Consider the following 23,616-nt stretch of genomic DNA (forward strand, 5'->3'; position numbering starts at 1 on the left):
TAAATGCTTGTCATTTCCTGTTGTTATTATTTTTCAGAACGCCCAACGAAGCGCTGAATATCTTCCCCAATCAAGGCCAGCGCATCTCTCCAGAACTCTGGTGAACGCACATCGATACCCATTAACTGCCCGGCATCTGCAACCATGGTGCTGCTGCTGGCGGCCAGGAAGGCTTGAAATTGCTCGGCGAATCCGCCTTCACGTTTCTTATACTGCGCGAATAGCCCTTTAGAGAACAACAGCCCGAACGAATACGGGAAATTCAGAAACTCATTGCCTGTCATATAATAACCAGCCTTGCTAACCCACTGGTAGGAATGAATAGAATCCGGGTCAATACTGCTTCCATAGGCCGCAGACATGGCATCCTGCATCAGGCTGTTCAGTTCTTCCACCGTTAGCGAGCCTGATTTCCTATGCTCATAAAGCTGGCTTTCAAACAGATAACGGGCATAGAAATCAACGATATAATAACCGGCATCCGAGAGACTCCGCTCCAGGATCGGCAAGACTTCTCCTTCCGATGCACTCAGCAGTAACTCTTGATTAATCAGACCCTCACAAAAGATCGACGCCGTCTCGGCAATCGGAATCGGATAATCTATATTGACCATAGTCTTTCCGGCAAGACAGCTGCTATGGTAGGCATGACCAATCTCATGCGCCAGTACACCAACATCCATATAGCTCCCGGTGAAGCTGGTTATAATCCGGCTCTCTTGGATTGGTGCGATATCAATGCACATGCCAAAGTTCCCTTTTCCTGCCCGTGACTCCGCATCAATCCATCTGGAGATGAATACCTTGCGGGCGAACGCACCCAGTTCTGTACTGAACGAGTTAAACCCGGCAACAATAAGCTCTTGTGCCTCCGGGTAGCTAAATTTGACGGAAGAATCCTCGCCAACCGGAGCAAAGATATCATGGAAAGGGAGCGGTCCTGCGTGGCCCAGAAGCTTTGCTTTGTGAAGATAATACTGATGAAAGGCAGGCAGGCTCTCCTTAATCGCTTGCAGCATTGCTTCCAGCGTCTCCTGATCCATACGTGAGGTCTCCAGTACTTTATGCAGCGGCGATTTGTACCCTCTTAGCTCATAGATTCCTATCGCCTCTCCACACACCGCATTAAGACAAGCTGCACTCTGTTCGGCAACACTGCGGCAAGCCTTGGCTTCCGCTTCATATGCCGCCTGCCTAACCTGAGAATCATGGTCGTACACCAGATTGCACAGCTCCGTCAAAGACAGCTGATGCGCTGCCCCTTTCATCTCCACCTCTACACGCAAGGTAGACTGTATCTTCATGTACAGCCTCTCCCACGCTTTGGCGCCGGTAAGCTGCATCCGGGCAATGACTGCCTCAGCTTCTTCACTGAGCAAATACCTTGACTGCTGCTGCAGCTGACGCAAATAAAAAGCATGCCGACCCACATACTCACCCGAGCCAATAATAGTATCAAGCTCTTCCCCACTCATGCTTGCCAGCCATTTGCTGAAACTTGCTAGAGCTTCTTCGGAACCCGCGGCCATTTCTTCCAATACATCCATCTGATTTGCAGCTTCTGTATTCCCGTTGTCAATGCTGAATACCAGTTCTGCATAGCTGAATAAGCACAGATACACGCTCCTGAATGCATTATATTGCCTAAGAAAATCTTCCGTTAGAATCGCAGCCTTCTCTTGAGTGTGTAAATGAAGCTTTGCTCTCGCACCAAGTTCATCTGCAAGCTCTGCTGCATGCTTATAATCCTTTTGATATTTCTCCGACTGGAATGAGGAATACAGACTCTCCAAGTCCCATGTTAAGTTCATCGCCGTTAATCTCCTTATCGTAAACACAAGCGATGCTATACGTATCCTGGCAACCGGCCATATCGGACGTATAGCAGGCTGCGTTATATTTTATTGGGATAATTCGAATATTGTATTCTGCGGCTAAGACTTACATGTTTCCACCTCTTCCGGTACTATGTTAAGCAAAGTTAATGTCAAGTATAACACGCCCACTTATTCCCTAATATGTGATAAGTCGCTGACCAATCTTCTTCTTCACTCACACCAAAAAGCCCCGCATCCGCAGGACTCGTCTCATTTTATCTTATTCATACCCCTATGCGGTGATGGTCAGACCATCAGGTACTCCGCATTCTCGTCGCATTCAGCGCACTTGGTCGGCGGCCCCAATCCGAGAATTCGTAAGCGTACATCCTCTTTTCTGTTCAAGCTTACTGCAATAGCTTACGCAATAGGAGTACCATTGGGTATTTCAATATCCGGCTTCAATAGAATGACATCTCCTTTTTCCGAAACGCCTCCCAAAACTAATACCTCCGATTTGAATCCTGCAATACGCCGAGGAGGAAAATTAACGATCGCTATAATTTGCTTCCCTACCAATTCTTCAGCCTTATACCGCTTAGTTATTTGTGCGCTTGAGGATTTCATCCCGATCTCCGGTCCAAAATCAATCTTAAGCTTTATCGCAGGGATCTTTGCTTCTTCAAAAAACTCCGCTTCCTTAATCGTTCCGACACGAATATCTAGTGCTGCAAAATCATCGATCGTTGCCAACGTTTTGCCTCCTCCACTAAAGTCTTTAACCGCTCACGAAAATATCTCTCACGCTTTCCGGCAGAACTTAATGAGTTCCGCTCGGTGTTGCGCTTTACTGCGCTGGGCGGAACGGCTGCAGGAGTCGAATCCCTTCCTCAATGGATCCCTCCATCAGTTCTAAAAGCTGGGGCACCAGTTCCTGCATCCGGGGGGCGCTCAGGTGCCGATCGAGAGCATCCCGGTTTTCCCAGCGCTCGTAGATGATGAATGTGCCAGGCTGGCCTTCTACCTCGTGAGCCTCGTAGTCAATGTTGCCCAGGTCGTTGCGCGACGGGGTGACAGCAGCAGTCATGAATGCCTTCATCTCGGCTTCTCTCCCTGCCTTAGCTCTCGCCTCCCAGAGTACAGTAACGTAAGGGTTCTTTGTATCGTTCATACTAATTCCTCCTAATTTATAAATACTTCGTATTTTTTGCTTTACCGTTTTCTCAAATGGGGGAATTCCCCGTTTATGCTTGAAATTCCAGTGTATCAATGGCTTAGTTTAATGCTGTTATAATCGTCCAAAAGAACGATTAAAGCCTTGGCCCCCAAGAACATCTTGACGAACCACATCTAAACGACGTGTTTGGTATTCACCCAAAGCTTTTGTTATCGAATTCGGATACTGTTTAATGGAGTCCATAATGGCAACCGTATCATCAAGTGAGTCATTAAAGCCTGCGCCAGTCATTGGTGACATGGTATGAGCTGCATCGCCGATCATGGCTATTCTTCCTTTTGACAATATATTAGGGATGTATTCATTAACAGGTGCCCCGATTAAACTGCGGTCCTTAATCGCGATTTGCAAAATTGCATCATCTTCTTTATTCCAATTTGCTTGGCTGGTTTGTGATAGTTCTTCCAGTAGCGAATCCGGAATATCTCCACCGTATAAGGAATGCTGGGCAACCCCGTCCTTTAACACCCCTAACTCAGACAGCAATTGATTATGTGAATGATCAAACCAGCAAAAACCTATCCATCGCTGGCCAGGATTGGTCCCCCCCTCTATACCTGGCATCACCGCAGTTGTCAGTGTACCGGCAGCACTATTGTTGAAATAAGCGCTCGAAAGTTTCCGTTTTTTCCAGTCTTTCTTTGGCAGCAGTTCTTCGTCCACCTTCCCTACCCAAACCAGATAGCCAGCATAATCTGCAAATGGTTTGTCAGGGTTTAAATAGCGGCGGACAATACTGCGATATCCATCTGCGCCAATCAAAAAGTCACCTTTAAACGTCTGCTCCTCATCACTGGTAGCCCAAGCAGATGATTCATTTTGCCCAACACTAACAATTCGTGTATTGTGCTGAAGGGTAATACCACGTTCTTTAGCAACCGCATTGCGCAAACGTTCTTGAATGGCTGACCAAGCTTCAACATTGTTGTTACCATTGGATGCCAAGTGTCTTAATTCTCGTTCAATTTCACTATTACTATAAGGCTTTGTGTGTAAACGAATAAAAGCACCATTTCTTAATGATGAATCTGCACGTTCAAGAATGGTAACTGTATAACCAGAACGAGATAACGCAAGCCCCATCATTAGACCACCTAAAGATCCACCTACAATAATGGCATGTTCAAACTTGTTTTGTGGCATATTTCATTCCCCCATTTTAGCTTTCTGTGCAAGAGGATTCGTTAAAATGCCCGTTACTGCAGTTTCATCTGGCTGCGGAGCATCCGGTCGAGGAGTTTGTCTGGGAGAATACGGACCAGTCGGGTCAGCAGTGCCGAATCGCGACCGACCGTATAGCGGGTGCGTGGCTTTCTTTCGTGGATTGCGCGTGATATCACTGCTGCCACTTTCTCAGGGCGGATACCGTCCTTTGCCCACGTTTCAGCCTGAGCCTTCACGGCGTCAAAAAGACGATCATGGCGTCGGTGCTGGTCCGGCGTCATCAACTTGGCCAGCCGCTCCGCTGTTGTAATCCCTTGCTCCGACAGGCCAGTGCTGACACCACCCGGAGTGATCATGATAACCTTGAATCCAAACGAGGACATCTCCCTGCGAAGACTGTCATTGATCGCTTCCATCGCATACTTCGCAGCCGAGTAAATTCCGAATCCGGGCATGGAGACCTTGCCGCCAACGGAGCCGATATTGACCACGCGTCCGCCGCTGTTCAATAACGCCGGGGTGAGTGCCTGAATAACCGCGACCTGTCCGATCACGCTGACTTCGATCTGGCGGCGCAATTCATCAAGCGGAACCATCTCGAGAGGCGCATTAACGGCGATGCCGGCATTGTTAACCACTGCCCGCAAAGGGCGACCAAGCGGATCTTTCTCCACCCGTTCGGCCAGCGTCTTTAGTGTGTCGATATTGGTAACATCGACGATCACCGGCTCGATATTTTTGCGTTTGATTTTGTCGGCGTCTTCCTGACGACGAACCCCCGCCAAAACGTGAAATCCTTCAGCGGCGAGCTGCTCCGCGGTAGCCCTACCGATACCGCTGGACGTACCTGTGACGACGACCAGTTCTTGAGTTTTGAATGACATCGTAACCCTCCTAAGTTGGATAAGATATGAATCACTGTATAGCACTGCTATACCAACATTATAGCACTGCTATATAAAAATGTCTATAGCGGTGCTATACATTTTCTAAAGAGTTGTCCGTGCGGTCTGGATATCGTTTTGCCGGGCGTTGCGTGATGCACTCGGCGTACCACATTTCACTTATCACACAACACAAATCCAAGAGAACTAATGCTCGCATCCTCCAAACATAAAAAGATCGCCATCCTCTGGAGGTCCAGGTTGGATAGGCGATCTTTCTTATGCGTCTTCTAAATTGGGGCTTTGCCTGGAGTCTCCAGGCTCTGTCATCGAATCCCTCATTTTGAATCGGCGTTCGGCCTTTGGATCAAAATGATCTGCATTACGCTTTCCCGAATGAGATCAACGACGTCGGGTTGGGGTGGGGGTGCCTTACGAATCTGGGCGGTCACATAGAGCCAAGAGGCCGTATTGGCGGAAGCCCAGACCAGATCTGCCGCAGCCTGGGCTGACACAGCCAGTTTGCCTTCGGCGGCGACTCTCTGAATATTTTGCACTAGTGCTTGGTACGAATGATCTGCCGCCTCGATATGGGCGCCCTCGAGCAACCGCCCCATCATCGCCGAATAAATCCGAGGACGGGCTGCCGCGAAGCGGACATAGTCATCCCATCCTTGACGAAGAGCCCTCTCTGGAATGGTGGACTCCACTGCGGCAATCTTGCTTTCAAATAACTGTTTGAACGCTTCCACTATAGCTGCACTTAGGAGTCCATCGGCATTTCCAAAATGGTGGTAGAGTGTAGGAGCCGTAACCTGCGCGATCGCAGTTACGGCTCGCGTCGAAAATTGGGCTCCACCCTCCTCTTCGAGTACCTTAAGAGCAGCTGCCAATATTTTGTCATATGTGTTCATACGTCCATTATAGCAGTGCTATATGCGTATGTCCATGACGAAGGTTGTACGTCTGTGACCATTATCCCTGTAGCCAAAAAAGGTACTGAGCATTTTTCTTTCAGATTAACTTCCTCATTGTACAGAAGAGATGGAGCTACTGTTGTGGATATTTTAGGTTTGGCAGAGCCAAACCTAGTAGTGAAATCGCAATAATATAGTTCGCCCTACTTGTGATACGGTTCACCGTATCACTTTAACTGCAGTTTTTAATTTGAGGAAATTTGCTTTATTAGAACCCCTTCGGCCTATATTGCTAGCACTTCCTCCTAGATATATAAGGGATAGTGTCCTTGTACCCTACTGTCTGATTAATTAGAATCCGGTAAATGAGGCATAACTTGAATACGTTCCAGCAGTGACCACAATTGTTCTGCTATATCCTTAGCTGGAATGGGTATTGACTGGATAATCCACCACTCTAGTAAACCAACAATAGCCGAAGCCAAAAACTGTAACATCACCTCCTTGTTCATATCTTGTTTTATGCTACTGACATCGATCAGCTCACTAAGGTTCCCTAGAATCACATTCATCATGAGGTTTCTGAACGCAGGGATTCCTTTGTTAACCAGCAGAGTAGTATATATTAAAGCATGTTGTTCCAAATACTCAAATGTGCGGATCATAATGGATTTGGAAAGTAAAAGCGCAGTGCCGTCGAGAGTCATGCAACTTTCAAATAATTTTTTAAAATAAATATCGATACATTTATCCAACAAATCGAACTTGTCAATGTAATGCAAGTAAACAGTCCCGCGGCTAACATCAGCTCGATCTGCTATTTCACTAATTGTAATATCTTCAAATTCTTTCTCTGAGAGCAGTTCGATAAAAGCCCCGATAATTACTTTTTGTGTTTTTAGTATTCGTCTATCCATAAGACCCTCCTTAAAATATATCGTAAAATTTTTCCAATGGATTTAACCATATGCATTTGGGTTCATGAAATATTTATTAGTTATTGAACGATGAATCGAATTTTGTTAATTAATGATCAAATGCAGTTATTTTAACGATTGAAGTGAAGAAGTAACTTTGTTAATATCACGATATCAGACAGTTGTTAATAAGTAAACAAGTGTTTATAAATCATTCATTGTTTGAAACAAATTTAAAAAATAGGAGGGATTTATTATGAAAGCAATTGTTTTAAAAGAGTACGGAATTCCAGCAGTTTTACAAGATAAAGAGATAACTGTGCCAGTAATTACAGAAACACAGGTGCTAGTGGAAATGTATGCTGCTTCGATAAATCCAGCAGATTATGTACTACGTTCTGGGGCTGTTAAGGATATTTTGCCAGTTCAGTTGCCGTATGTTCTCGGTGCAGATTTTGCGGGTGTGGTCACTGAGGTTGGAAGTAAGGTAACTCATTTCAAACTTGGCGATCGTGTTATGGGTATTCCTATTAATAATGGTGGGGCCTATGCAGATTATGTAGCAGTGGAAGAAAACGCACTTGCGATAATCCAACCAGGGATATCTTTTCATGAAGCTGCTGCATTGCCAACGGTTGGATTGACTGCCTGGCAGTCTTTGTTTAAGTATGGCAAACTACAACCTGGACAGCGTATTCTGATTCATGCAGGCGCAGGCGGTGTGGGACATATTGCTGTTCAACTCGCCAAACAAGCAGGTGCATATGTGATTGCAACAGCCCGTGAATTTAACCATGAATTTGTGCGACAGTTAGGTGCCGACGAGGCAATTGATTATACCAAAACTGATTTCACAAAGGCTATAAGTAGTCCAGTAGATATTGTACTGGATATGGTTATGGATAGATCAGCTACCGTTCTGGATGCGAAGATAAGTGAAACTGGGCGAAAAAGCTACTCTGTTTTGAAGGATGGAGGCAAGCTCATCTCACTGGTAGCCATGGCAATTAATGAACATCCCAAAATTCGCGGAATCGAAGCTCAATTTGTTCATGCAGAGCCAAACCACGATGATTTGTTATCCATTCTTCGAAACGTACATGAAGAAAAATTAAAGGTTCATTTAAGCGGGATTTTCCCATTTACATCTCAAGGATTAGCCGAAGCGTACCACAGGTGCGAAACAAATCCTAAGAGGGGAAAGGTAGTAATTCAGAGAAAGCAGGGTTAAGATTTTATAAGCTCTAGTAAACATTTTAATCCTTATGTACAAAATATTGCGCTGCTGATGAATCACATGAGCAGCACCGGGAGAAGTAAGTTGAACAGTTTTAATCCGTATGAGCTTGCGGTATCCGAGAATAAATTTCTTATGCTCGAATCAAAATACCCTCTAATCCCGCAGATTTGGAGGGTATTTTGATGCATATTCATGTACTGCCCAGTGTTGCACATGAATAATCAATGAGGGACTTTTTTGATGGAATTATTATGAAACATACTTATGTATGCAAAAACCTCCGTTACTTATGATAAGGTTCTCCGCGCTGTCTGTAACGGCAAGTTTGAAGGCCATCCTTTACTGTCTGTCAATGTCTATCTCTAAACCGTTTAATCGCATCCTCGGTCACCGGCTCGAAGAGGTTAAGAAGGTTGCCGTCGGGATCGCGGAACAGCATAGAACGGTTCCCCCACGGCATCGTGGTCGGTTCCTTTACCCAATTATCGACAAATGGCTTCAAGCGCACATATTCGGCCTCGACATCGTCGACGCGGAACTCAATAATGACAGTGCGATTATTGGCCTCCACTACGGAACCGGCGCCGAATAGCTGCGCCGTCTGGGAGTGGCCGATTGCAAGGGTGCATGATGGCGCAACGAGTTCGGCAAATACGGGGGCGGGTCGCTCCGCCGCAACCCCCATGACTTTCTCATAGAACGCGACGAGACGATCCACGTCGTCAGTAATGATGCGTACAGAAGCGAAATTCACAAGATATCATCCTTCCTAATAATAGGTTTGACTGTGTCCCTCAGCCGTTGCAAAACATACTCTTACTCATCTATCTCCTTTACATTTACATGTCCAATTATAAAAAACCGCTACTGACAACGTTATGTCAGTAGCGGTTTAGAATTTTTTGGGCTTCCTCGCGAATCCGATTTCGGAATGATTTGGGTTCCAACACGATTACGCCCGCTCCCCAGCCAAGCACCCATTGCAGCAATTCATCCAGCTGACGAACGCGTAAGACCACATCCAATCTATCTTGATGCTCTTTCATATCCTCTATGTAATGATAGTTCGATTCCTTCACCTTATCTGCAATGTCATGGTTAAATCGAAGGAAGACTCGCAATTGGCGATCATCTAAAGGGGTATACTCCCTTAAGTCAAAATGCGCAGGGAGTTCGAATCCTTCGTCCAGTTCGATAAGTTCAGCTATTCGGGACAACCGGAAATGGCGGATGTCTTGGCGTAGATCACACCGGGCCACAAGCATCCAAGACCCTTCAACGAGTACAAGGCCATAGGGAGCGGCGGTACGTTCGCTATGGCGGCTCCCCGTGGAATCCGTAATTCTTTTCGAATAATGAAATCTGATCTTTCGCCCATCTAGTAGAGCTCGGCGGATCTTATCGAGATTTCCCCTTTCGTTTGACAGAGCTGTCTGTTTGCCAGGAGCGAGCAATCGCAGCGACTTGCGTATACGGGAGGTCTCACTGCGGACACTGTCTGATAGAGTGACCTCGATTTTCCTCCTAGCAACATTAGCTCTATCACGATAATCATCATCAAATCTTTGCTCGATAAATTCTGTTCCTATAAGCAAGGTCACGGCTTCCTCTATTGTAAAACTGATCGGAGGTAGAAAATATCCCTCCATTAAAGAATACCCTGTGCCTGTAGTGCCTATAATCGGCACGCCTGCTTCGCTGAGCGCCTGAATGTCGCGATAGATGGTCCTCACGCTGGTTTCAAATCGTGCCGCCAAATCCTCGGCACGTACCACTTGTCTGCCTTGCAGCTCCAGTACGATGGTCAACAAACGATCTGTTTTGTTCATTGACTCCCCCCTTGAAACGTAATACTGTACAACAGAAACTTGCCCCTACTTATGATACGGTTCACCGCGATTGCTTAGTTAGTAAAGCGGATTATTAGTTGCTGAAATTCAAAATTTTTTTAACTCAAAATTGTGGGAAGGTGGCTCCCCAAAAAGTAATCGAAATTGGAGGGCTCGAGAAAGATGTCACCCCCCTATTAGAAACGTTTGGAAACTTCTGTAGCATGAGCAATTGCTTTTTCCTTAATATCTGAAGCTTTCTCTAATGATGCCATTCCTTCAATAAAAATTGCCTCAATAGATTGAATCCCATAGAACTGTAAAACCTTAGTGAGATAGCTGTATCCCATTTCAACTGCAGCAAGAGGACCTTCCGAATAAACGGAACCACTATCTTGAATGTGTAAGGCTTTTTTGCCGGAAAACAGACCTACAGGGCCATTTCGGGTATATTTGAAGGTCTTACCCGGAACTGAAGTCGCATCAGTGTATGCTTTCAAAACTGGTGGGATTGAGAAATTACACATGGGGGAAACATACACATACTTATCAGCAACCACGTATTGATGTCCAATGTCAATTCGTTGTGGCGCTGGATTCGATCGTCGGCAAATGGAAACCGATTATTCTTTATCATTTGCTTGAAGGTAAACCTTTGCGGATCAATGAGCTAAGAAGATTGCTGTCCGATATCACTCAAAGGATGCTCACGTTCCATCTGCGCGAATTGGAGAAGGTAGAGATCGTTAAACGAGTCATTTATCCGCAAATCCCGCCGAAAGTGGAATACTCCATCACGGAATACGGCATGAGCCTGTCTCCGGTTTTGGAAACCTTACATCAATGGGGAGTGGCCCATATCGAGCGAAAGCAGCTCACAAAGGAGAAAAATGAACAAACAGCAACGGACTAGCGTTCGACATTACGCTAGTCCGTTTCATTCTACACCGAGTCACGCCCATAGTGAGGATTGCGTCTTTTGCTCAGTGTTTGGAGATATCAGAAAAGTTTATGCCCACCCAAAACAAAAAATTGCCCTCTGCCGCCAGCGTCTCTATCTCTTGCGTCGGTTTCATAACATTCGCCCCTTAGCCCTATAAAATATGTATCTTATTTCCATTATAAAGATTGTTAACCCTAAATCTACCTACTTCCTGCTTGAATCTTGGAAATATGCTCGATTCATTCCTTCATAGTAAAAGAGGGTGTCTCTCCGTTATTTTTCGGCTTTGAGACGCCCTCTTTGAACTATTTCGCATTCACTACAACATTTTTGCCGTCACTTGAGGTTTAGGTTTTTGCTCTCTCACTTTCAACCCTTGACCATCAAACTATTCAAGTGCTGCACATCTTACAGAGCATTTAAATATAGTATACTGTAGTAGTCTTTACTAATTTCCTAGATTCTACAGGTGGCTAACATGACTAATAAACTTATTTTTAAAAAAATAGGCTTTTCTTCACATGACGCACAACAAATAGAGGAAGATTTGCTAACCAACCATCCCATTATCTACATTCTTTATAATCAGCACTCGCTCCAGGCTTATGTTGGCGAGACGGTTCAATTTAAACGGCGCTTAAAAAAGCACTTGGGTAATCCCCAGCGCAAGGGCCTTAAGCAAACCATACTTATTGGACATAAGCGATTCCACCAGTCTGCGACCTATAATATTGAGACTAATTTAATTAACTATTTGATCGCAGAAAATCGATACAGGCTTCAGAATGTCAGCCAGACGGTAAAAAGTGAGGTACACAATTACTATCGAAAGCATTACTACAACGAAGGTGTTTTTAAAGAAATATGGGAAAAACTCAGAGACGAAGAAATTGTAAAAGAACCACTTGAAAAATTAAAGAATAAGGATACCTATAAGCTCTCGCCCTTTAAAGAATTATCCGATCAGCAGTTTGAGATTAAGAATCAAATCCTTAATTTCTGCAAGAAAAATATTCAAAAAACGGAGTCGCAAGTATTAATTATTAAAGGTGAAGCAGGAACCGGAAAAAGTGTGCTAATAAGTTCTCTGTTCAATACTATTCAGGACTATGCCAATGACAGTGACTCTATTCTGTACGGTACAAATAATTACTTATTAGTGAACCATAGCGAGATGCTAAAGACTTATCATAGTCTGGCTAAAAGCCTTCCTAATATTAAAAAGAACAAAGTTATGAAGCCCACAACATTCATTAATGATCAAAAAATAACGTCAGCTAATATTGTCTTAGTTGACGAAGCCCATTTGCTTTTAACTAAGGAAGATCGATATAACAACTTCAAAGGAAATAATCATCTCGAGGAAATTATCAAGAAAAGCAAAATAACGATCGTCATTTTTGACCCGAAACAGGTTCTAAGAATCAAAAGCTACTGGAACAACACAATGTTAGAAGAAATTACTGAAAAGTATCATCCTAAAACCTTTCATTTACAAGATCAATTCCGAATGAATGCTGATCCTGAGTTTGTTAATTGGATTGACAGCTTTGTATCAAAGAAGCTGATTAACATGCCACAAGTAAGTCAAAATACATATGACTTGCAGATTTTCAGCAATGCTCTTGAAATGAAGAAAGCGATTGAGGACAAAAACAAAAAGTTTGGCTTGTCCCGACTAGTTGCGACCTTTGATTATGAACACAAAAAGGACGGACAGATATACTACGTTGAGGCAGACGGATTGAAAATGCCTTGGAATATTCCAGTTAGCGGCACGACCTGGGCGGAGAAAGAGGATACGATTCATGAAGTAGGTTCTATCTATACCATTCAAGGCTTTGATTTAAATTATGTAGGTGTCATACTAGGTCCTTCAGTTGGGTATGATGAACATACGGGCCAAATCCTTATTGATACAACTAAATATAAGGATGTCGGCGCCTTTAACTCACGAAGTGATCTCTCTGCGCAGGAAATACAACAGGCTAAACAAGATATCATTTTAAATTCAATTAATGTGTTGATGAAGCGCGGTATCCTTGGACTCTATATTTACGCTACAGACCCTAAACTAAGAAAGAAGCTATTGTCTTTGGTTAAAAGGTAAGGAGCCGATGCACCAGGCATAAGCAGTGGTCTCATGAAAGGTCTAAACATATCTAAATACCTCATCTGCTGGCTTAAATTTCTCCCTACTTGTAATACGGTTCACCTTACACGCTATAACGGCTAAATTTAGAGGCACCCATAAATGGATGCCTCTAATACTTAATTTATGAATCTATCTCGGGCTTGCAATATGAAAAAATGATCTGGAAATGTACTCTCAATTAAACCTTTGTACAAAATAATAATCGAATCGTTCCGCCCATATTTTTATTTTGATGGATCGTTTAATCGCTTTGTTATGTTCTTCCAATGATTTTCAACCTGAGTTTCCATTAGATTGTGCGTTGTAGCATTAACATCAAATATTTTTTGTGCTCTCGAAACATAACTTATAAAGTTCCCATATCCTTCTTTTCTTGTCTTCCCGAGATGGGTATAGTTTTTATAGAGACCTTTTCTATGCTTCTTCCTCTCATGCTCATCTGCTTTCCAATTACATAATCGAACTTTCCTATACGCCCTGCTGTAAAACTTAAATAAACTCTTCTCTCTAATTTTCACATTATGTCCATCGAATGAAAAACCTAAATAATCAAGAGTTCCTTTATTAAAGCTCTCATCGAAAATCTGACTATTTGAATAAATAAACTTTTTTGTTTTCTCCTGTTGAATAATTAATCTAGGGGTCTGTATTTTTATATCTTCTACAAACTCCATGTGCACATTATAATCATATTTTTCAATTTCCCCATCAAAAGGTATCACAATAATTAAATCATCGCAGTATCTTCTATATAAGCCGTTGTTACCCTTTACATACTCGTTGATATTTTTATCAAAATCCAAAAGGTATATGTTTGAACAAACTGAACTTAAGCCAGCTCCTTGAGGTATTCCATATTCATTTTTGTTAAACTTAATATTTTCATTATCTGAGCTCCTAAATTTTCTAAAATCTTTTTCGTCAAAATATCTAGTTAACTTCTTTCTTTTATCCTTGTTTCTATATTTCTTTTTCAAGACAGCTTCTATTTTTTCTTTTTCGGCCCAACTAAATTTAGTAATATTTTTAAATACGGAATAATAATCATCCGGCAATTTATCTTCCTCTAATACTACTTGTATCTGCCTTTTTAGATATTTGTGGTCTAGTTCATCAAAGAATTTAGTAAAATCAGCAACATAAATAAAAGCATTTTTTTGACTCTTAATAAAATCAATTACTTCTTTAGCAAAGTGGATATTACTCTTTCCACTCGAATTATTTCTGTACGCAGTAGCTACCTCATTTATAGCTAACTTCTTTACTATATCATTATATTTATCATTCAATTTATCTCCATAATATTTGTAAATATAACTATCAATATGTGAAGCGTAATATATATCTCGTGTTTTAGATTTTCTTTCTTTTTTTTCCTTATTATATTTAAAGAATTCAATTTTGAAATGGATAAATGGATAAAATCCATGTTTTGTTACCCAACATGGATTAGTTATGTCATTAATTACTCTATTGATGGATATTTTATTGTCGAAATGGGTATATCGTTTAGTCCGAAATCTACTTGCATCAATTTTCGCAGAGCAAGTAAGGGTTTGTAATCGTAGCCTATTACTCTGAATCATACTCAGTTACCCCTCACCTGCATACATTTAGTCTCAATTGGATTCTATTTCTAGACTTCAAAAGAACCATTTTCGTTGTGCTCAATTTCTATCACACAACAAGGCTACTTAATTCACTTATTAGTTATACTATAGAGTGTATAGTAGAATGGCAGTTAGATACACATGGAGGTGTCGATGTCCATATGCAGAGTTGCTTAACCTTGTCCGTCGCTATTGCCTGCTTGATAGGAATCGCAAGAAATGTCGCTTGGATAAAGCTTGACAACTGTTCACCATAAACCCTCAACACAATTTCTATGAGGCCTTTTCATTATACCACTAGTTCATATATTTTCCACAATGGAAGATTTAAATTTCGCTACCATCTTAATACAAGATCTGTACTGATCCTGAACTTCATCCCACGATAACATTTTAACTTTCCCCTCCAACCTCAGCTGTTTGCTCACAATTCAAGCATAAGAGCCGTGTGGGGATTCGGCAAACATCAAATTCTCTGTAATTAAGATGATAAATATGAAAAGAAAACAGCTTAACTTTATAGCCCTTTGATATTCCTGATATTTATTTACAGAGATAGGAGTACTAACCTTAATCTTAGTTAAGATTGGAGTATACAAATCTATGGACTGCTCAGGAGTATGAATATGAGCTTTAACAAGCATTTTAATTTGATCTGTCGTTGCCATAAGAAATCATCGCCTCCCGTTTAAATTATATCATTATGCTATCCAAAAAATATGGACCGCTTCTGCTTTACTATTACTTATGATACGGTTCCCCTCGATTAATCTTCACTGCCCGATAAATCTGTTCCACCAGCACCAGCCGCATCAGCTGATGCGGCAAAGTCATCCTTCCGAAGCTCAGCTTCTGCTGGGCACGGCGGAGGACTTCGTCAGAAAGGCCGTGACTGCCGCCAATGACGAAGACAACATGGCTTGTGCCGTAGGTGCCGAGCTTGTCCAATTCCTCTGCGAGTTCTTCCGAGCTCCACAGTTTGCCGTCGATGGCGAGTACAATGACGTGTGCTTCGCTTTTCACATGAGCAAGGATGCGCTCTCCCTCTCGCTCCTTGACCTGTCGAACCTCCGCCTCGCTCAGTGTATCGGGAGCCTTTTCATCGGCTACTTCGATCATTTGAAACTTAATGTACGGGCCCAGCCGTTTAGCGTATTCCTGAATGCCCATGACCAAATACTTCTCTTTTAACTTGCCAACACCTATAAGTTGAATAAACAAATTCCATACCCCTATCTATGTCGAATGATAATGTAAAATCGTATTTACGATCCCTAACATGAAAAGATACCTTTAACATAGTTATTTTAGCACCTGAAACGTCTCTTACCTATCTATTTCCTCTCTGTTACGAGCATATTCCCTGTTCAGATCATAGCGGATCATTCATTTACGCTCTGCACAATGAAATGCCTATCCGTTTCGTATTCATCAAGACTCTGCATTAGCATCTGCTGATATCCACTGATTTGTTCCGCTGTCGCTGACTCACGCAATGATTCGAACAATGCTGTACATCTCTTAAATTGACCATCATTACCCGACTGATCAGCTAGTTGCATCGCCTGCACAGTAAGTCCCACTGCATCCTGTAATCTGCCGCACTTCCGATAGTACAAAGCCAAATGATAGCAGTAGCTATAATAGTAAGATACATTCTCTGCGTCTTCATAACTCTCGAATTCATCAATCTGCTCTGCAAACGTATGTAAAATATCTGCCACATCCAAATGATACATAAGCGCTGCCTGTAATATGGTATTTAGCCCCGGTAATATTTCCTCTAGATTATCCTGCAAAAAGGCTACGTATTCCTCGATCAGCTCTATATTTCCAGACAAAATTTCTACTGCATATAAATTAGTTTTGGCTAAAAACCTGAACTCCTCGACAACCTGATTGTCTTCTTCCTTTAAATCCTCCATCCACCCCAGCTCAGCATACTTATAGATGCACTCCCTTGCCTGCTCATATGCACCCTGGTTCTGGTGAGCCATTCCACACATCAGGTGACTGAGCCCAAAATAGTATACCAACGGACGTTCTAAATTGACATGCGGGATGGGTAATTTCATTGCTTTATGATACTGCCGTTCTTCGTAAATGCGTTGCACACATTGGTACAAAATATCCGCCGTCTCCCTCACCTTTTTCCAATTTTCAAAAGCCACAGCCATCTCTAACATTTCAACAATGATGTCCGGTTTGAGTGATTTCAGGATAGAAGTTCGCAAAGAGGGTTCCTCCTTTAAAATGACTAGGATAAAAAGCACTCGCTCTTAATATATTCCTTTGTGAAACTCCAAATAAGTAGTACAATAAATTAACTATAGTACTTAATCGCAGTTTTTTCAATAAATTTTACCGCCTTTATGTCTCTGCTAATTACATCGATACTCTCCTAACCTTTAGGAGAGGTGGCTAATATGACAAAATTACGGAATTCGGTTGGAGAAAGAATTAGAACGATTCGGAAGGCTAAGGGATTAACACAGCAACAACTTGCGGAGCTTTCAGGATTAGATGATTCATATATTGGATCGGTAGAGCGTGGCGAAAGAAACTTTTCGATTGATACCTTGGAGAAAGTGTTAACTGCCTTAAACGTGTCTATCAGTGAATTGATGTTTTCCAAAGAACATATGACTACAGACGAAACTATAAGGCAAGAGGCGGTAGATGAATTTGTTGCGTTGACCAGCAGATTGAATGAGGAGCAAATCGGCATTCTAAGACGCGTTAGTAAAGAAGTTTCACGTGCGTTTGAGTAAGTCATTCCACCCTAAAAAAGCCTTGAATAAAACCAAAAAAGAGCACCTCACAGGTGCCCTCCATAAATCTTCACAAACATACTTAAGCGTACAACATAAAAAAGCTCACTTCATGTCCCAGTTGCTTTAGATAATTATAAATCTGCGAACGGTGATGGAACACATGGGTCAAGGTCTCAATCTGCCATTGAACCTGTAGATGTCCGTGCTCCATATAAAAGGCCTTCGTCGAACGGTTCAGATAATCGTCTTCGCTAAGCGAAAGAATGTAAGCCTTATAAGCCTCAAAATTCTGCCTGAAAGTCGCAGCCAAGCGCTCGGGATCTTTCACCCCGGATAGGCTGTTTTCGACACTCCCCACTTCACCCTCAGACTTCTCCTGCATTATCGCAAGATCCGAAGCAGGAATAAGCACAAAGTGATGTACTAACTCCAGTAGTGAGCGGAAATTGTCCTGCGGGCGAAAGCTCCAATCCTCTGGACGTATTTTACGGATCAAGGCTTCCCCCGTCCGTACTCCGGTCTCCAGCTCATTCAGCAGATGATCGCGAACTTGCAGTGTTCCACTCATATTCACATCTCTCCTTTGCCATTCTTATTCATATTTTGAGTATAGCCAAAGCCTCTGGGCGTGTATTGTAAAAATCGGACAACTTCCGTAAATCCTTAGCCGCAGTAAGCGGAGAATCTCCATAAAACCTGCGGAAATCGCGGATTAAATGCGCTTGGTCGAAAAAGCTGTGCTTCAATGCCAGCTCCGTCCAATCCAGACCCCCGCCGCTTTGAATACTGTGCAGAACGCTCTGGAAGCGGACGACTTCACTGAACTTTTTGGGGCTGATTCCGATCCATTGTCCGAACTTGCGGTTAAGCTGTCTTTCACTGATCGCCTCACGCTCCGCAAGCTCCTTAACCCCCACACTCCCAGCGCTCACAAAGATGCGATGCAGCAGGTTTTTCATCAGGTCACAATCGTTCGTGCGTTTGCGCAGCAGAAGCTGGTTAAGATACTCATCCATTATGCGCACCCGTTCATTGAAATTCTGCGCTTCCATAATGCGCTCACCTATGACGGCGATGCTTTCGGGCCAGAGATCTTCCAAGCGATAATTACCACCTGTAAACAAGTGAGTCGGCATACCGTGAAAATAATGTGCCCCACCGGGAAAAAATCGCACCGCAAAAATGCGTGTCTCGGACCCTGCTTGTCTGGCAGACACAAACGGTTGCGTAAATGTCCCACAGTACGAGAGTTCCTGACGCTTACTCACCGGGTCGTATTCAAATAGAATATCCGTACAGCCGTCAGGTAATACCCGCTCCATGGTTTCTTCATGCGGCAAGCTTAACAAAGCAGTGTCTTCGCACGAAGCTGCTAGATTCTCTTCTACTACCCTATTAGCCGGACCGGACTCCCAATAACAGGCCACGTAAGCTTTCAGCGCAGCAGACGGCTTTTGTTCGATATAATACGTGGAGAGATCACTTCCATTGACTTGAAGCGGACGAAATAGTGAATGCAGCAAAGGGTCCATCCATCGTTCACTCCTGTCTCAGCACGTGGTGGGAATAAATATAGCTCTATGTATGGGGTATTTTTGCAATAAATCCTGATATACAAAAAGGACGTTTCTGCCCGAAACGCCCGTGCTTGTTTTTTAGACGACCAAAAACTCTGCTTTGTTCTCACATTCCTTGCACTTCACTGGAGGGTCCCAATCCGAAAATTTCGTTTCCTTGAGATCGACGACATCCGGTGCATCCTCGTATTCATCGACGAACATATCAATTGCCAGTTCCACATGCTCTTTACATACCACGTACATTCCAATTGCATCCCTTTCCGTTTGAAGCTCTTCCTGTTGTAGGTGTGTCAAAACTGCCTACTTTTGTTCTACCACACTTGACGGGGAAAGGAAAGGGCTTGCTTTTTACCCCAGGCGTCTGGTTGTAAAAATAAGAAAATTACTGACATTCAGGTCCTCGTGAAAATGGGGATATTTCTCCAACATTTCGGCAGAAGGCTTGGGTTCGATCATACCTTCCAAGAGCAAACCCGCCTCAATAATGGTCTGTACATAGCTGCCCATCGTACGATGAAAGTACAAAAACTTTTCCTCCTGATCATAAGGGATCGCTTGCTCCAATGGGCCTTCATTGAAATATTGATCCACTTTCCAATACAGCTTTTTCCCTGTCTCATCCTTCACCCAACCACTCTGCGGTGTCTGAAAGCACGGATGCAGAATAGAAAAAATAAAGCGGCCCCCTGGAACTAATAATCGCTGCATTTCGGCAATCGCCTGCTCATAATGGGCCAAGTCCTGTATGACCATATTGGACACGATCAGATCAAAGCTCTGGTCCCCGAACATCTCCAGCCTCTCCAGATTACCGTGGTGATATGTAATTCCCATTGATGATGGTGTTCGCTCTTTGGCTAGCCTCAGCATCTCTGTCGAGTAATCGACAGCCTCTACCAACGCACCCACCCTGGCCATTTTACGGCTTAGATAGCCTTCGCCACAGCCAGCATCCAGCACTTTTTTGCCCCCGAGAGGTCCCATACAGGCTTGCAATGCCGGGTTCAGCAGTACTTCGCGAGATCGGTCCCCTTCCTCAGTGTACTTGGCAGTAAAGTTTTCTGCATGCATATTCCAACGTCGAATGGCCTCTTCCGTGTCCCACTTATTCATATTCATCTCCTTCTTTCTTTTGTATTTACAAATCCGGTGCTATACTACAATCCACGTAGGGCCATAGATTCTACACTCATTTCTGTATTTTTTCAATAATAACGCTTACAAAATTAAAATATCTAATTAACACATGATTTTTACATGAATTATACAGGTATTCCATATTCAAATAGTGTGGTAGTGTTTTATTGGAAAGCGCTTTCAAAAATAACTTTGTAAAGGGGCCTGTTATGTTAAAACGAAGACCCGTTTCATTGCTGTCGTTGACGCTTGCCATTACCCTGTTGTTATCTACGTTCGCATCCGTTGCCGCTGCTGCCGAATCTGACGGACAAGCACCGCAAACTGCGGCTGCGAGCAGCATGCAATCGTATGTGGAAGCCATGCAGCCTGGATGGAATTTAGGAAATTCTCTGGATGCTGTCGGGGCGGATGAAACAGCCTGGGGCAATCCGCGCATTACCCAGGCGTTGATCCAGCAAATTGCCGCCCAAGGGTACAAAAGCATACGCATCCCCGTCACCTGGGATAAGCACATTGGAGCAGCACCGAACTATACCGTTGAGTCTGCCTACATGAACCGTGTGGAAGAGGTTGTTCGCTGGGCACTAGATGCCAATCTGTACGTCATGATTAATGTCCATCATGATTCATGGACGTGGGTAAGCAGTATGGAGCCCAAACATGATGAGGTGCTGGCACGCTATAACGCATTATGGACACAAATTGCCCAACGCTTTAAAGATCAACCTAACAAGCTGATGTTTGAAAGTATTAACGAGCCCCGTTTCTCTGAAGGGGGAACAACGGATGAAGCAAAAATGAATCAGATGCTCCAAGAACTGAATGTATCCTTCCACAAAATCGTCCGCGCCTCCGGCGGTAAAAATGCCACTCGCCCCCTTGTTCTGCCTGGCTTGGATACATCACCTGCTCGGGCTAAAATCAACGAGCTGTATAACACGATAACCAAGCTGAACGATCCCAACCTGATTGCAACCGTCCACTATTATGGCTTCTGGCCTTTCAGTGTGAACATTGCCGGATATACTACATTTGAGAAAGATACCAAGAACGATATTGTTCAAACCTTTGATAACGTCTATAACACCTTTGTAGCCAAGGGGATCCCGGTCATTATCGGTGAATACGGCCTACTCGGCTTCGATAAAAATACAGGCGTTATTGAACAGGGCGAAAAGCTGAAATTCTTCGAGTTCCTGACCTATTATATGAAGGAGAAGAAAATAACAGGTATACTCTGGGATAACGGCCAGCACTTGAACCGGACAACGTACAAATGGTCTGATCCTGAACTCTTCAATGTCATTAAGTCCAGCCTAAAAGGACGTTCCTCCAATGCAGCCAGTGACCTCATTCACTTGAAGAAGGGCACTCCTGCTCAGGATGCCAAGGTCATTTTGAACCTGAACGGCAATCAGCTGAAAACACTCAGTGTGGGCAGCAAGCAACTGACACAGGGCACCGATTATGCGCTGAGCGGAGAAACATTAACCTTAAAGGCCAGCTTGCTCACTAGCCTGACCACTTCCGGTAAATATGGGGAGAATGCCGTCATTACCGCTAAGTTTAACAAGGGGACAGACTGGAATTTCAAAGTAGTTGTGTATGATACTCCAAAATTAAGTGCTGTCGAAGGGACTACACAAGCCTTTACCATTCCAACGGACTTCCGCGGTAGCCAGCTTGCCACGATGGAAGCCGTTTATACCAATGGTGGCAATGCCGGTCCACAGGATTGGACATCTTATAAGGAGTTTGGCAATACCTTTGCCCCTGCCTATGATGCCAATGGCATCAAGCTGCTGCCTGAACTTTTTAATAGTGTAAAAGATGGTGAAGTCACGCTGAAGTTCCATTTTTGGAGCGGCGATGTGGTGACATACAAGATCACCAAGAGCGGAACCCGTGTAACGGGAACGACATCTTAAACTAAGGCGCAGCAGAAGATCGAAAAAAGGCGTTCCCGGGAATGAGCCGGAGAACGCCTTTTTTATAGTTAAGCCTATAACATACCTTAGCCTTCCGGCTTATCTGTTAATTTTAACGTCACCGATTCTTCCTTGCCTGCCCGGTAAAAAGTAACTTTCAGCTCATCGCCAATCTTCTTGTTATCGTACAAGTAGCGACGTAAATCAAGCGTAGAGTTAATCGGTTCGCTATCAAACGCTGTAATGACATCGTTCAGCTTCAAGCCACCCTCCTTGGCAGGACCATGGGCCTCCAGAACGACTGCCCCATTTTTCACGCTGTCAGGCAACTTGAGCTCCTTGCGCTGAGTTTCATCCAGCGGTGCATATTCATTATTGAGGTCTACCGTGTATACCCCCAGATAAGGGCGGGTGATCTTGCCGTCCTCAACCAGTTCATTCACCGTCTTCATTACCTCATTGGCGGGAATGGCGAAACCAAGTCCCTCAACACCTGTATCGGCGATTTTCATCGTATTGATGCCAATCACACGTCCGTCCAGATCGACCAGCGCGCCGCCACTGTTTCCCTCATTAATCGCCGCATCGGTCTGGATGACATGCTGCTCCCAGTCATATACGCCATCCTGGTTAATGGAAATCGGAATGATGCGATTCGTATAACTCACAATACCGGAGGTAAGCGTGTCTCCCAAGCCGAGCGGGTTGCCAATAGCAATGACCGTCTCACCCAGACGAAGTTTGCTGGAATCGCCGATATCCGCTACCGTGCTAATGCCTTTATCGTCCACTGCGAGTACAGCGATATCACTAATGCGATCCTTTCCGATCAGCTTTGCCTCTTTTCTGACACCGTCTACCGTTACAATATCCAGATCATCTGATCCTTCGACCACATGGTTATTCGTCATAATGAAGGCTTTGCCCGAACTCACTCGGAAAATGACACCCGATCCAAGCGCGGATTGTTCCGTGCTTTTACCATCTTCCTCTTTCAGATTCACGATGCTGACGACGGCTGGGCGCACCTTGGCTGCCGCCTGCACAATCCGATCATACGGATCACCCGCTGCTTGCCGCAAGGGATAGTGACTGGCTCCGGTTACCGCTGTAGTGGAGGGCAGACCTGTAATAAAGCTGAACAACAGCACAGCAACCACTGCACTGACTGCACCGCTAATGACAGCAGCTTGCACCGGACTTACTCCACGCTTCCTGTGTGGCCAACGTCCCCGTCCTCCACGGCGCGCCTTAAATGCCATTTTTTTAGCCGCACGTGTGGATACCTTTGTTGAATAAAAATCGTCCTCAAACAAGCCCATGCTAATCCTCTCCCCTTCGTTGTCATGCACCGACACTCACTAAAAAATTAGGGCTATTCGGGCTTGCGCCAACCTATGCTACAGAGAACCTGCTCCGTTGAACATCTCAAATGGATTGAATATCCCTTATCATCGGAATTCAGCAACCAATCATTCCGG

24 protein-coding genes are annotated in these 23,616 nt (G+C 43.9%); 5 read left to right on the plus strand and 19 right to left on the minus strand.

Translation table 11 applies throughout. From position 1 onward, the window contains the following. Positions 1-26 precede the first annotated feature (26 nt). From KAI36_RS26685 to KAI36_RS26715, 7 genes are all read right to left on the minus strand, one after another. Positions 27-1,811 carry a M3 family oligoendopeptidase gene (locus KAI36_RS26685; protein WP_220026484.1) on the minus strand — a complete coding sequence of 595 codons (1,785 nt, stop codon included), beginning with the start codon at positions 1,809-1,811 and terminating at the stop codon, positions 27-29. A gap of 426 nt (positions 1,812-2,237) precedes the next feature. Beyond that, positions 2,238-2,570 carry a chaperone CsaA gene (gene csaA / locus KAI36_RS26690; protein WP_220026485.1) on the minus strand — a complete coding sequence of 111 codons (333 nt, stop codon included), beginning with the start codon at positions 2,568-2,570 and terminating at the stop codon, positions 2,238-2,240. A gap of 94 nt (positions 2,571-2,664) precedes the next feature. Beyond that, positions 2,665-2,988 (minus strand): putative quinol monooxygenase, encoded by a 324-nt coding sequence (locus KAI36_RS26695; RefSeq protein WP_025720756.1) that lies wholly within the window; start codon positions 2,986-2,988, stop codon positions 2,665-2,667. A 117-nt stretch (positions 2,989-3,105) separates the two neighbouring features. Continuing rightward, entirely contained in the window at positions 3,106-4,197 is a 1,092-nt protein-coding gene (locus KAI36_RS26700; protein WP_220026486.1) for an FAD-dependent monooxygenase, read from the minus strand. 53 nt (positions 4,198-4,250) lie between these two features. Beyond that, positions 4,251-5,102, minus strand: coding sequence for an SDR family oxidoreductase (locus KAI36_RS26705; RefSeq protein ID WP_025720760.1), 852 nt, complete (start codon positions 5,100-5,102; stop codon positions 4,251-4,253). A 338-nt stretch (positions 5,103-5,440) separates the two neighbouring features. Continuing rightward, the gene (locus KAI36_RS26710) at positions 5,441-6,016 is read right to left on the minus strand and encodes a TetR/AcrR family transcriptional regulator (RefSeq protein ID WP_220026487.1); all 576 of its coding nucleotides are present in this window, start codon (positions 6,014-6,016) and stop codon (positions 5,441-5,443) included. A gap of 350 nt (positions 6,017-6,366) precedes the next feature. Then, positions 6,367-6,936 (minus strand): TetR/AcrR family transcriptional regulator, encoded by a 570-nt coding sequence (locus KAI36_RS26715; RefSeq protein ID WP_103049405.1) that lies wholly within the window; start codon positions 6,934-6,936, stop codon positions 6,367-6,369. 256 nt (positions 6,937-7,192) lie between these two features. Between KAI36_RS26715 and KAI36_RS26720 the strand changes: the two genes are divergently transcribed. Continuing rightward, complete coding sequence (locus KAI36_RS26720; RefSeq protein WP_220026488.1) at positions 7,193-8,167, plus strand: NADP-dependent oxidoreductase; 975 nt, start codon at positions 7,193-7,195, stop codon at positions 8,165-8,167. Between the two features lie 358 nt (positions 8,168-8,525). On the opposite strand, the gene KAI36_RS26725 is transcribed toward KAI36_RS26720, so the two are convergent. The 3 genes from KAI36_RS26725 to KAI36_RS26735 form a co-directional block, all read right to left on the minus strand. After that, the gene (locus KAI36_RS26725) at positions 8,526-8,930 is read right to left on the minus strand and encodes a VOC family protein (protein WP_220026489.1); all 405 of its coding nucleotides are present in this window, start codon (positions 8,928-8,930) and stop codon (positions 8,526-8,528) included. A 127-nt stretch (positions 8,931-9,057) separates the two neighbouring features. Beyond that, the gene (locus tag KAI36_RS26730) at positions 9,058-10,005 is read right to left on the minus strand and encodes a helix-turn-helix transcriptional regulator (RefSeq protein ID WP_220026490.1); all 948 of its coding nucleotides are present in this window, start codon (positions 10,003-10,005) and stop codon (positions 9,058-9,060) included. 197 nt (positions 10,006-10,202) lie between these two features. Then, positions 10,203-10,505 (minus strand): NAD(P)H-dependent oxidoreductase, encoded by a 303-nt coding sequence (locus KAI36_RS26735; RefSeq protein ID WP_346730194.1) that lies wholly within the window; start codon positions 10,503-10,505, stop codon positions 10,203-10,205. Between KAI36_RS26735 and KAI36_RS26740 the strand changes: the two genes are divergently transcribed. Both KAI36_RS26740 and KAI36_RS26745 read left to right on the plus strand, forming a co-directional pair. Continuing rightward, positions 10,496-10,918 (plus strand): winged helix-turn-helix transcriptional regulator, encoded by a 423-nt coding sequence (locus KAI36_RS26740; protein ID WP_220026491.1) that lies wholly within the window; start codon positions 10,496-10,498, stop codon positions 10,916-10,918. The genes KAI36_RS26735 and KAI36_RS26740 overlap by 10 nt on opposite strands. Positions 10,919-11,426: 508 nt before the next feature. Beyond that, a complete protein-coding gene (locus tag KAI36_RS26745; RefSeq protein WP_220026492.1) occupies positions 11,427-13,058 on the plus strand; it encodes a DUF2075 domain-containing protein in 1,632 nt (543 codons plus the stop codon). 269 nt (positions 13,059-13,327) lie between these two features. On the opposite strand, the gene KAI36_RS26750 is transcribed toward KAI36_RS26745, so the two are convergent. From KAI36_RS26750 to KAI36_RS26765, 4 genes are all read right to left on the minus strand, one after another. Then, positions 13,328-14,689 (minus strand): reverse transcriptase domain-containing protein, encoded by a 1,362-nt coding sequence (locus KAI36_RS26750; RefSeq protein WP_258296437.1) that lies wholly within the window; start codon positions 14,687-14,689, stop codon positions 13,328-13,330. A 455-nt stretch (positions 14,690-15,144) separates the two neighbouring features. Next, the gene (locus KAI36_RS26755; RefSeq protein WP_220026493.1) at positions 15,145-15,381 is read right to left on the minus strand and encodes a hypothetical protein; all 237 of its coding nucleotides are present in this window, start codon (positions 15,379-15,381) and stop codon (positions 15,145-15,147) included. Between the two features lie 73 nt (positions 15,382-15,454). Further along, complete coding sequence (gene rlmH, locus KAI36_RS26760; RefSeq protein WP_013312768.1) at positions 15,455-15,934, minus strand: 23S rRNA (pseudouridine(1915)-N(3))-methyltransferase RlmH; 480 nt, start codon at positions 15,932-15,934, stop codon at positions 15,455-15,457. A gap of 161 nt (positions 15,935-16,095) precedes the next feature. After that, positions 16,096-16,947, minus strand: a complete 852-nt coding sequence (locus tag KAI36_RS26765) for a DNA-binding protein (RefSeq protein ID WP_220026494.1) — start codon at positions 16,945-16,947, stop codon at positions 16,096-16,098. Positions 16,948-17,139: 192 nt separating this feature from the next. Here KAI36_RS26765 and KAI36_RS26770 point away from each other — a divergent pair, with 192 nt between their 5' ends. Beyond that, positions 17,140-17,484, plus strand: coding sequence for a helix-turn-helix domain-containing protein (locus KAI36_RS26770; protein ID WP_220026495.1), 345 nt, complete (start codon positions 17,140-17,142; stop codon positions 17,482-17,484). 82 nt (positions 17,485-17,566) lie between these two features. Here the strand turns inward: KAI36_RS26770 and KAI36_RS26775 are convergent, their stop codons facing one another. The 4 genes from KAI36_RS26775 to KAI36_RS26790 all read right to left on the minus strand — a co-directional run bounded on the left by KAI36_RS26775 (position 17,567) and on the right by KAI36_RS26790 (position 20,180). Beyond that, positions 17,567-18,055: a DinB family protein gene (locus KAI36_RS26775; RefSeq protein WP_220026496.1), complete on the minus strand. Its 489-nt coding sequence runs from the start codon at positions 18,053-18,055 to the stop codon at positions 17,567-17,569. Between the two features lie 28 nt (positions 18,056-18,083). Beyond that, a complete protein-coding gene (locus KAI36_RS26780) occupies positions 18,084-19,019 on the minus strand; it encodes an AraC family transcriptional regulator (RefSeq protein ID WP_220026497.1) in 936 nt (311 codons plus the stop codon). A 123-nt stretch (positions 19,020-19,142) separates the two neighbouring features. Next, the gene (locus KAI36_RS26785) at positions 19,143-19,310 is read right to left on the minus strand and encodes a CxxH/CxxC protein (protein WP_007433184.1); all 168 of its coding nucleotides are present in this window, start codon (positions 19,308-19,310) and stop codon (positions 19,143-19,145) included. A gap of 105 nt (positions 19,311-19,415) precedes the next feature. Further along, positions 19,416-20,180: a class I SAM-dependent methyltransferase gene (locus KAI36_RS26790; protein WP_220026498.1), complete on the minus strand. Its 765-nt coding sequence runs from the start codon at positions 20,178-20,180 to the stop codon at positions 19,416-19,418. 233 nt (positions 20,181-20,413) lie between these two features. On the opposite strand from KAI36_RS26790, the gene KAI36_RS26795 reads away from it, so the two are divergent. Continuing rightward, the gene (locus KAI36_RS26795) at positions 20,414-22,135 is read left to right on the plus strand and encodes a cellulase family glycosylhydrolase (protein ID WP_220026499.1); all 1,722 of its coding nucleotides are present in this window, start codon (positions 20,414-20,416) and stop codon (positions 22,133-22,135) included. An 86-nt stretch (positions 22,136-22,221) separates the two neighbouring features. On the opposite strand, the gene KAI36_RS26800 is transcribed toward KAI36_RS26795, so the two are convergent. Beyond that, on the minus strand, positions 22,222-23,457 hold the full coding sequence (locus KAI36_RS26800; protein ID WP_104497462.1) for a S1C family serine protease: 1,236 nt from the start codon (positions 23,455-23,457) through the stop codon (positions 22,222-22,224). Positions 23,458-23,616 lie beyond the last annotated feature (159 nt).

Source organism: Paenibacillus sp. S02 (assembly GCF_019454065.1).
Taxonomy (GTDB): Bacteria; Bacillota; Bacilli; order Paenibacillales; family Paenibacillaceae; genus Paenibacillus; species Paenibacillus polymyxa_B.

Coding starts and splice junctions, on each gene's coding strand:
- KAI36_RS26685 (WP_220026484.1), bottom strand. CDS start 1,811: ATGAACTTAACATGGGACTTGGAGAGTCTGTATTCCTCATTCCAGTCG.
- KAI36_RS26695 (WP_025720756.1), bottom strand. CDS start 2,988: ATGAACGATACAAAGAACCCTTACGTTACTGTACTCTGGGAGGCGAGA.
- KAI36_RS26700 (WP_220026486.1), bottom strand. CDS start 4,197: ATGCCACAAAACAAGTTTGAACATGCCATTATTGTAGGTGGATCTTTA.
- KAI36_RS26705 (WP_025720760.1), bottom strand. CDS start 5,102: ATGTCATTCAAAACTCAAGAACTGGTCGTCGTCACAGGTACGTCCAGC.
- KAI36_RS26710 (WP_220026487.1), bottom strand. CDS start 6,016: ATGAACACATATGACAAAATATTGGCAGCTGCTCTTAAGGTACTCGAA.
- KAI36_RS26715 (WP_103049405.1), bottom strand. CDS start 6,936: ATGGATAGACGAATACTAAAAACACAAAAAGTAATTATCGGGGCTTTT.
- KAI36_RS26720 (WP_220026488.1), top strand. CDS start 7,193: ATGAAAGCAATTGTTTTAAAAGAGTACGGAATTCCAGCAGTTTTACAA.
- KAI36_RS26730 (WP_220026490.1), bottom strand. CDS start 10,005: ATGAACAAAACAGATCGTTTGTTGACCATCGTACTGGAGCTGCAAGGC.
- KAI36_RS26740 (WP_220026491.1), top strand. CDS start 10,496: ATGCTTTCAAAACTGGTGGGATTGAGAAATTACACATGGGGGAAACAT.
- KAI36_RS26745 (WP_220026492.1), top strand. CDS start 11,427: ATGACTAATAAACTTATTTTTAAAAAAATAGGCTTTTCTTCACATGAC.
- KAI36_RS26750 (WP_258296437.1), bottom strand. CDS start 14,689: ATGATTCAGAGTAATAGGCTACGATTACAAACCCTTACTTGCTCTGCG.
- KAI36_RS26755 (WP_220026493.1), bottom strand. CDS start 15,381: ATGGCAACGACAGATCAAATTAAAATGCTTGTTAAAGCTCATATTCAT.
- KAI36_RS26770 (WP_220026495.1), top strand. CDS start 17,140: ATGACAAAATTACGGAATTCGGTTGGAGAAAGAATTAGAACGATTCGG.
- KAI36_RS26775 (WP_220026496.1), bottom strand. CDS start 18,055: ATGAGTGGAACACTGCAAGTTCGCGATCATCTGCTGAATGAGCTGGAG.
- KAI36_RS26780 (WP_220026497.1), bottom strand. CDS start 19,019: ATGGACCCTTTGCTGCATTCACTATTTCGTCCGCTTCAAGTCAATGGA.
- KAI36_RS26785 (WP_007433184.1), bottom strand. CDS start 19,310: ATGTACGTGGTATGTAAAGAGCATGTGGAACTGGCAATTGATATGTTC.
- KAI36_RS26790 (WP_220026498.1), bottom strand. CDS start 20,180: ATGAATAAGTGGGACACGGAAGAGGCCATTCGACGTTGGAATATGCAT.
- KAI36_RS26795 (WP_220026499.1), top strand. CDS start 20,414: ATGTTAAAACGAAGACCCGTTTCATTGCTGTCGTTGACGCTTGCCATT.
- KAI36_RS26800 (WP_104497462.1), bottom strand. CDS start 23,457: ATGGGCTTGTTTGAGGACGATTTTTATTCAACAAAGGTATCCACACGT.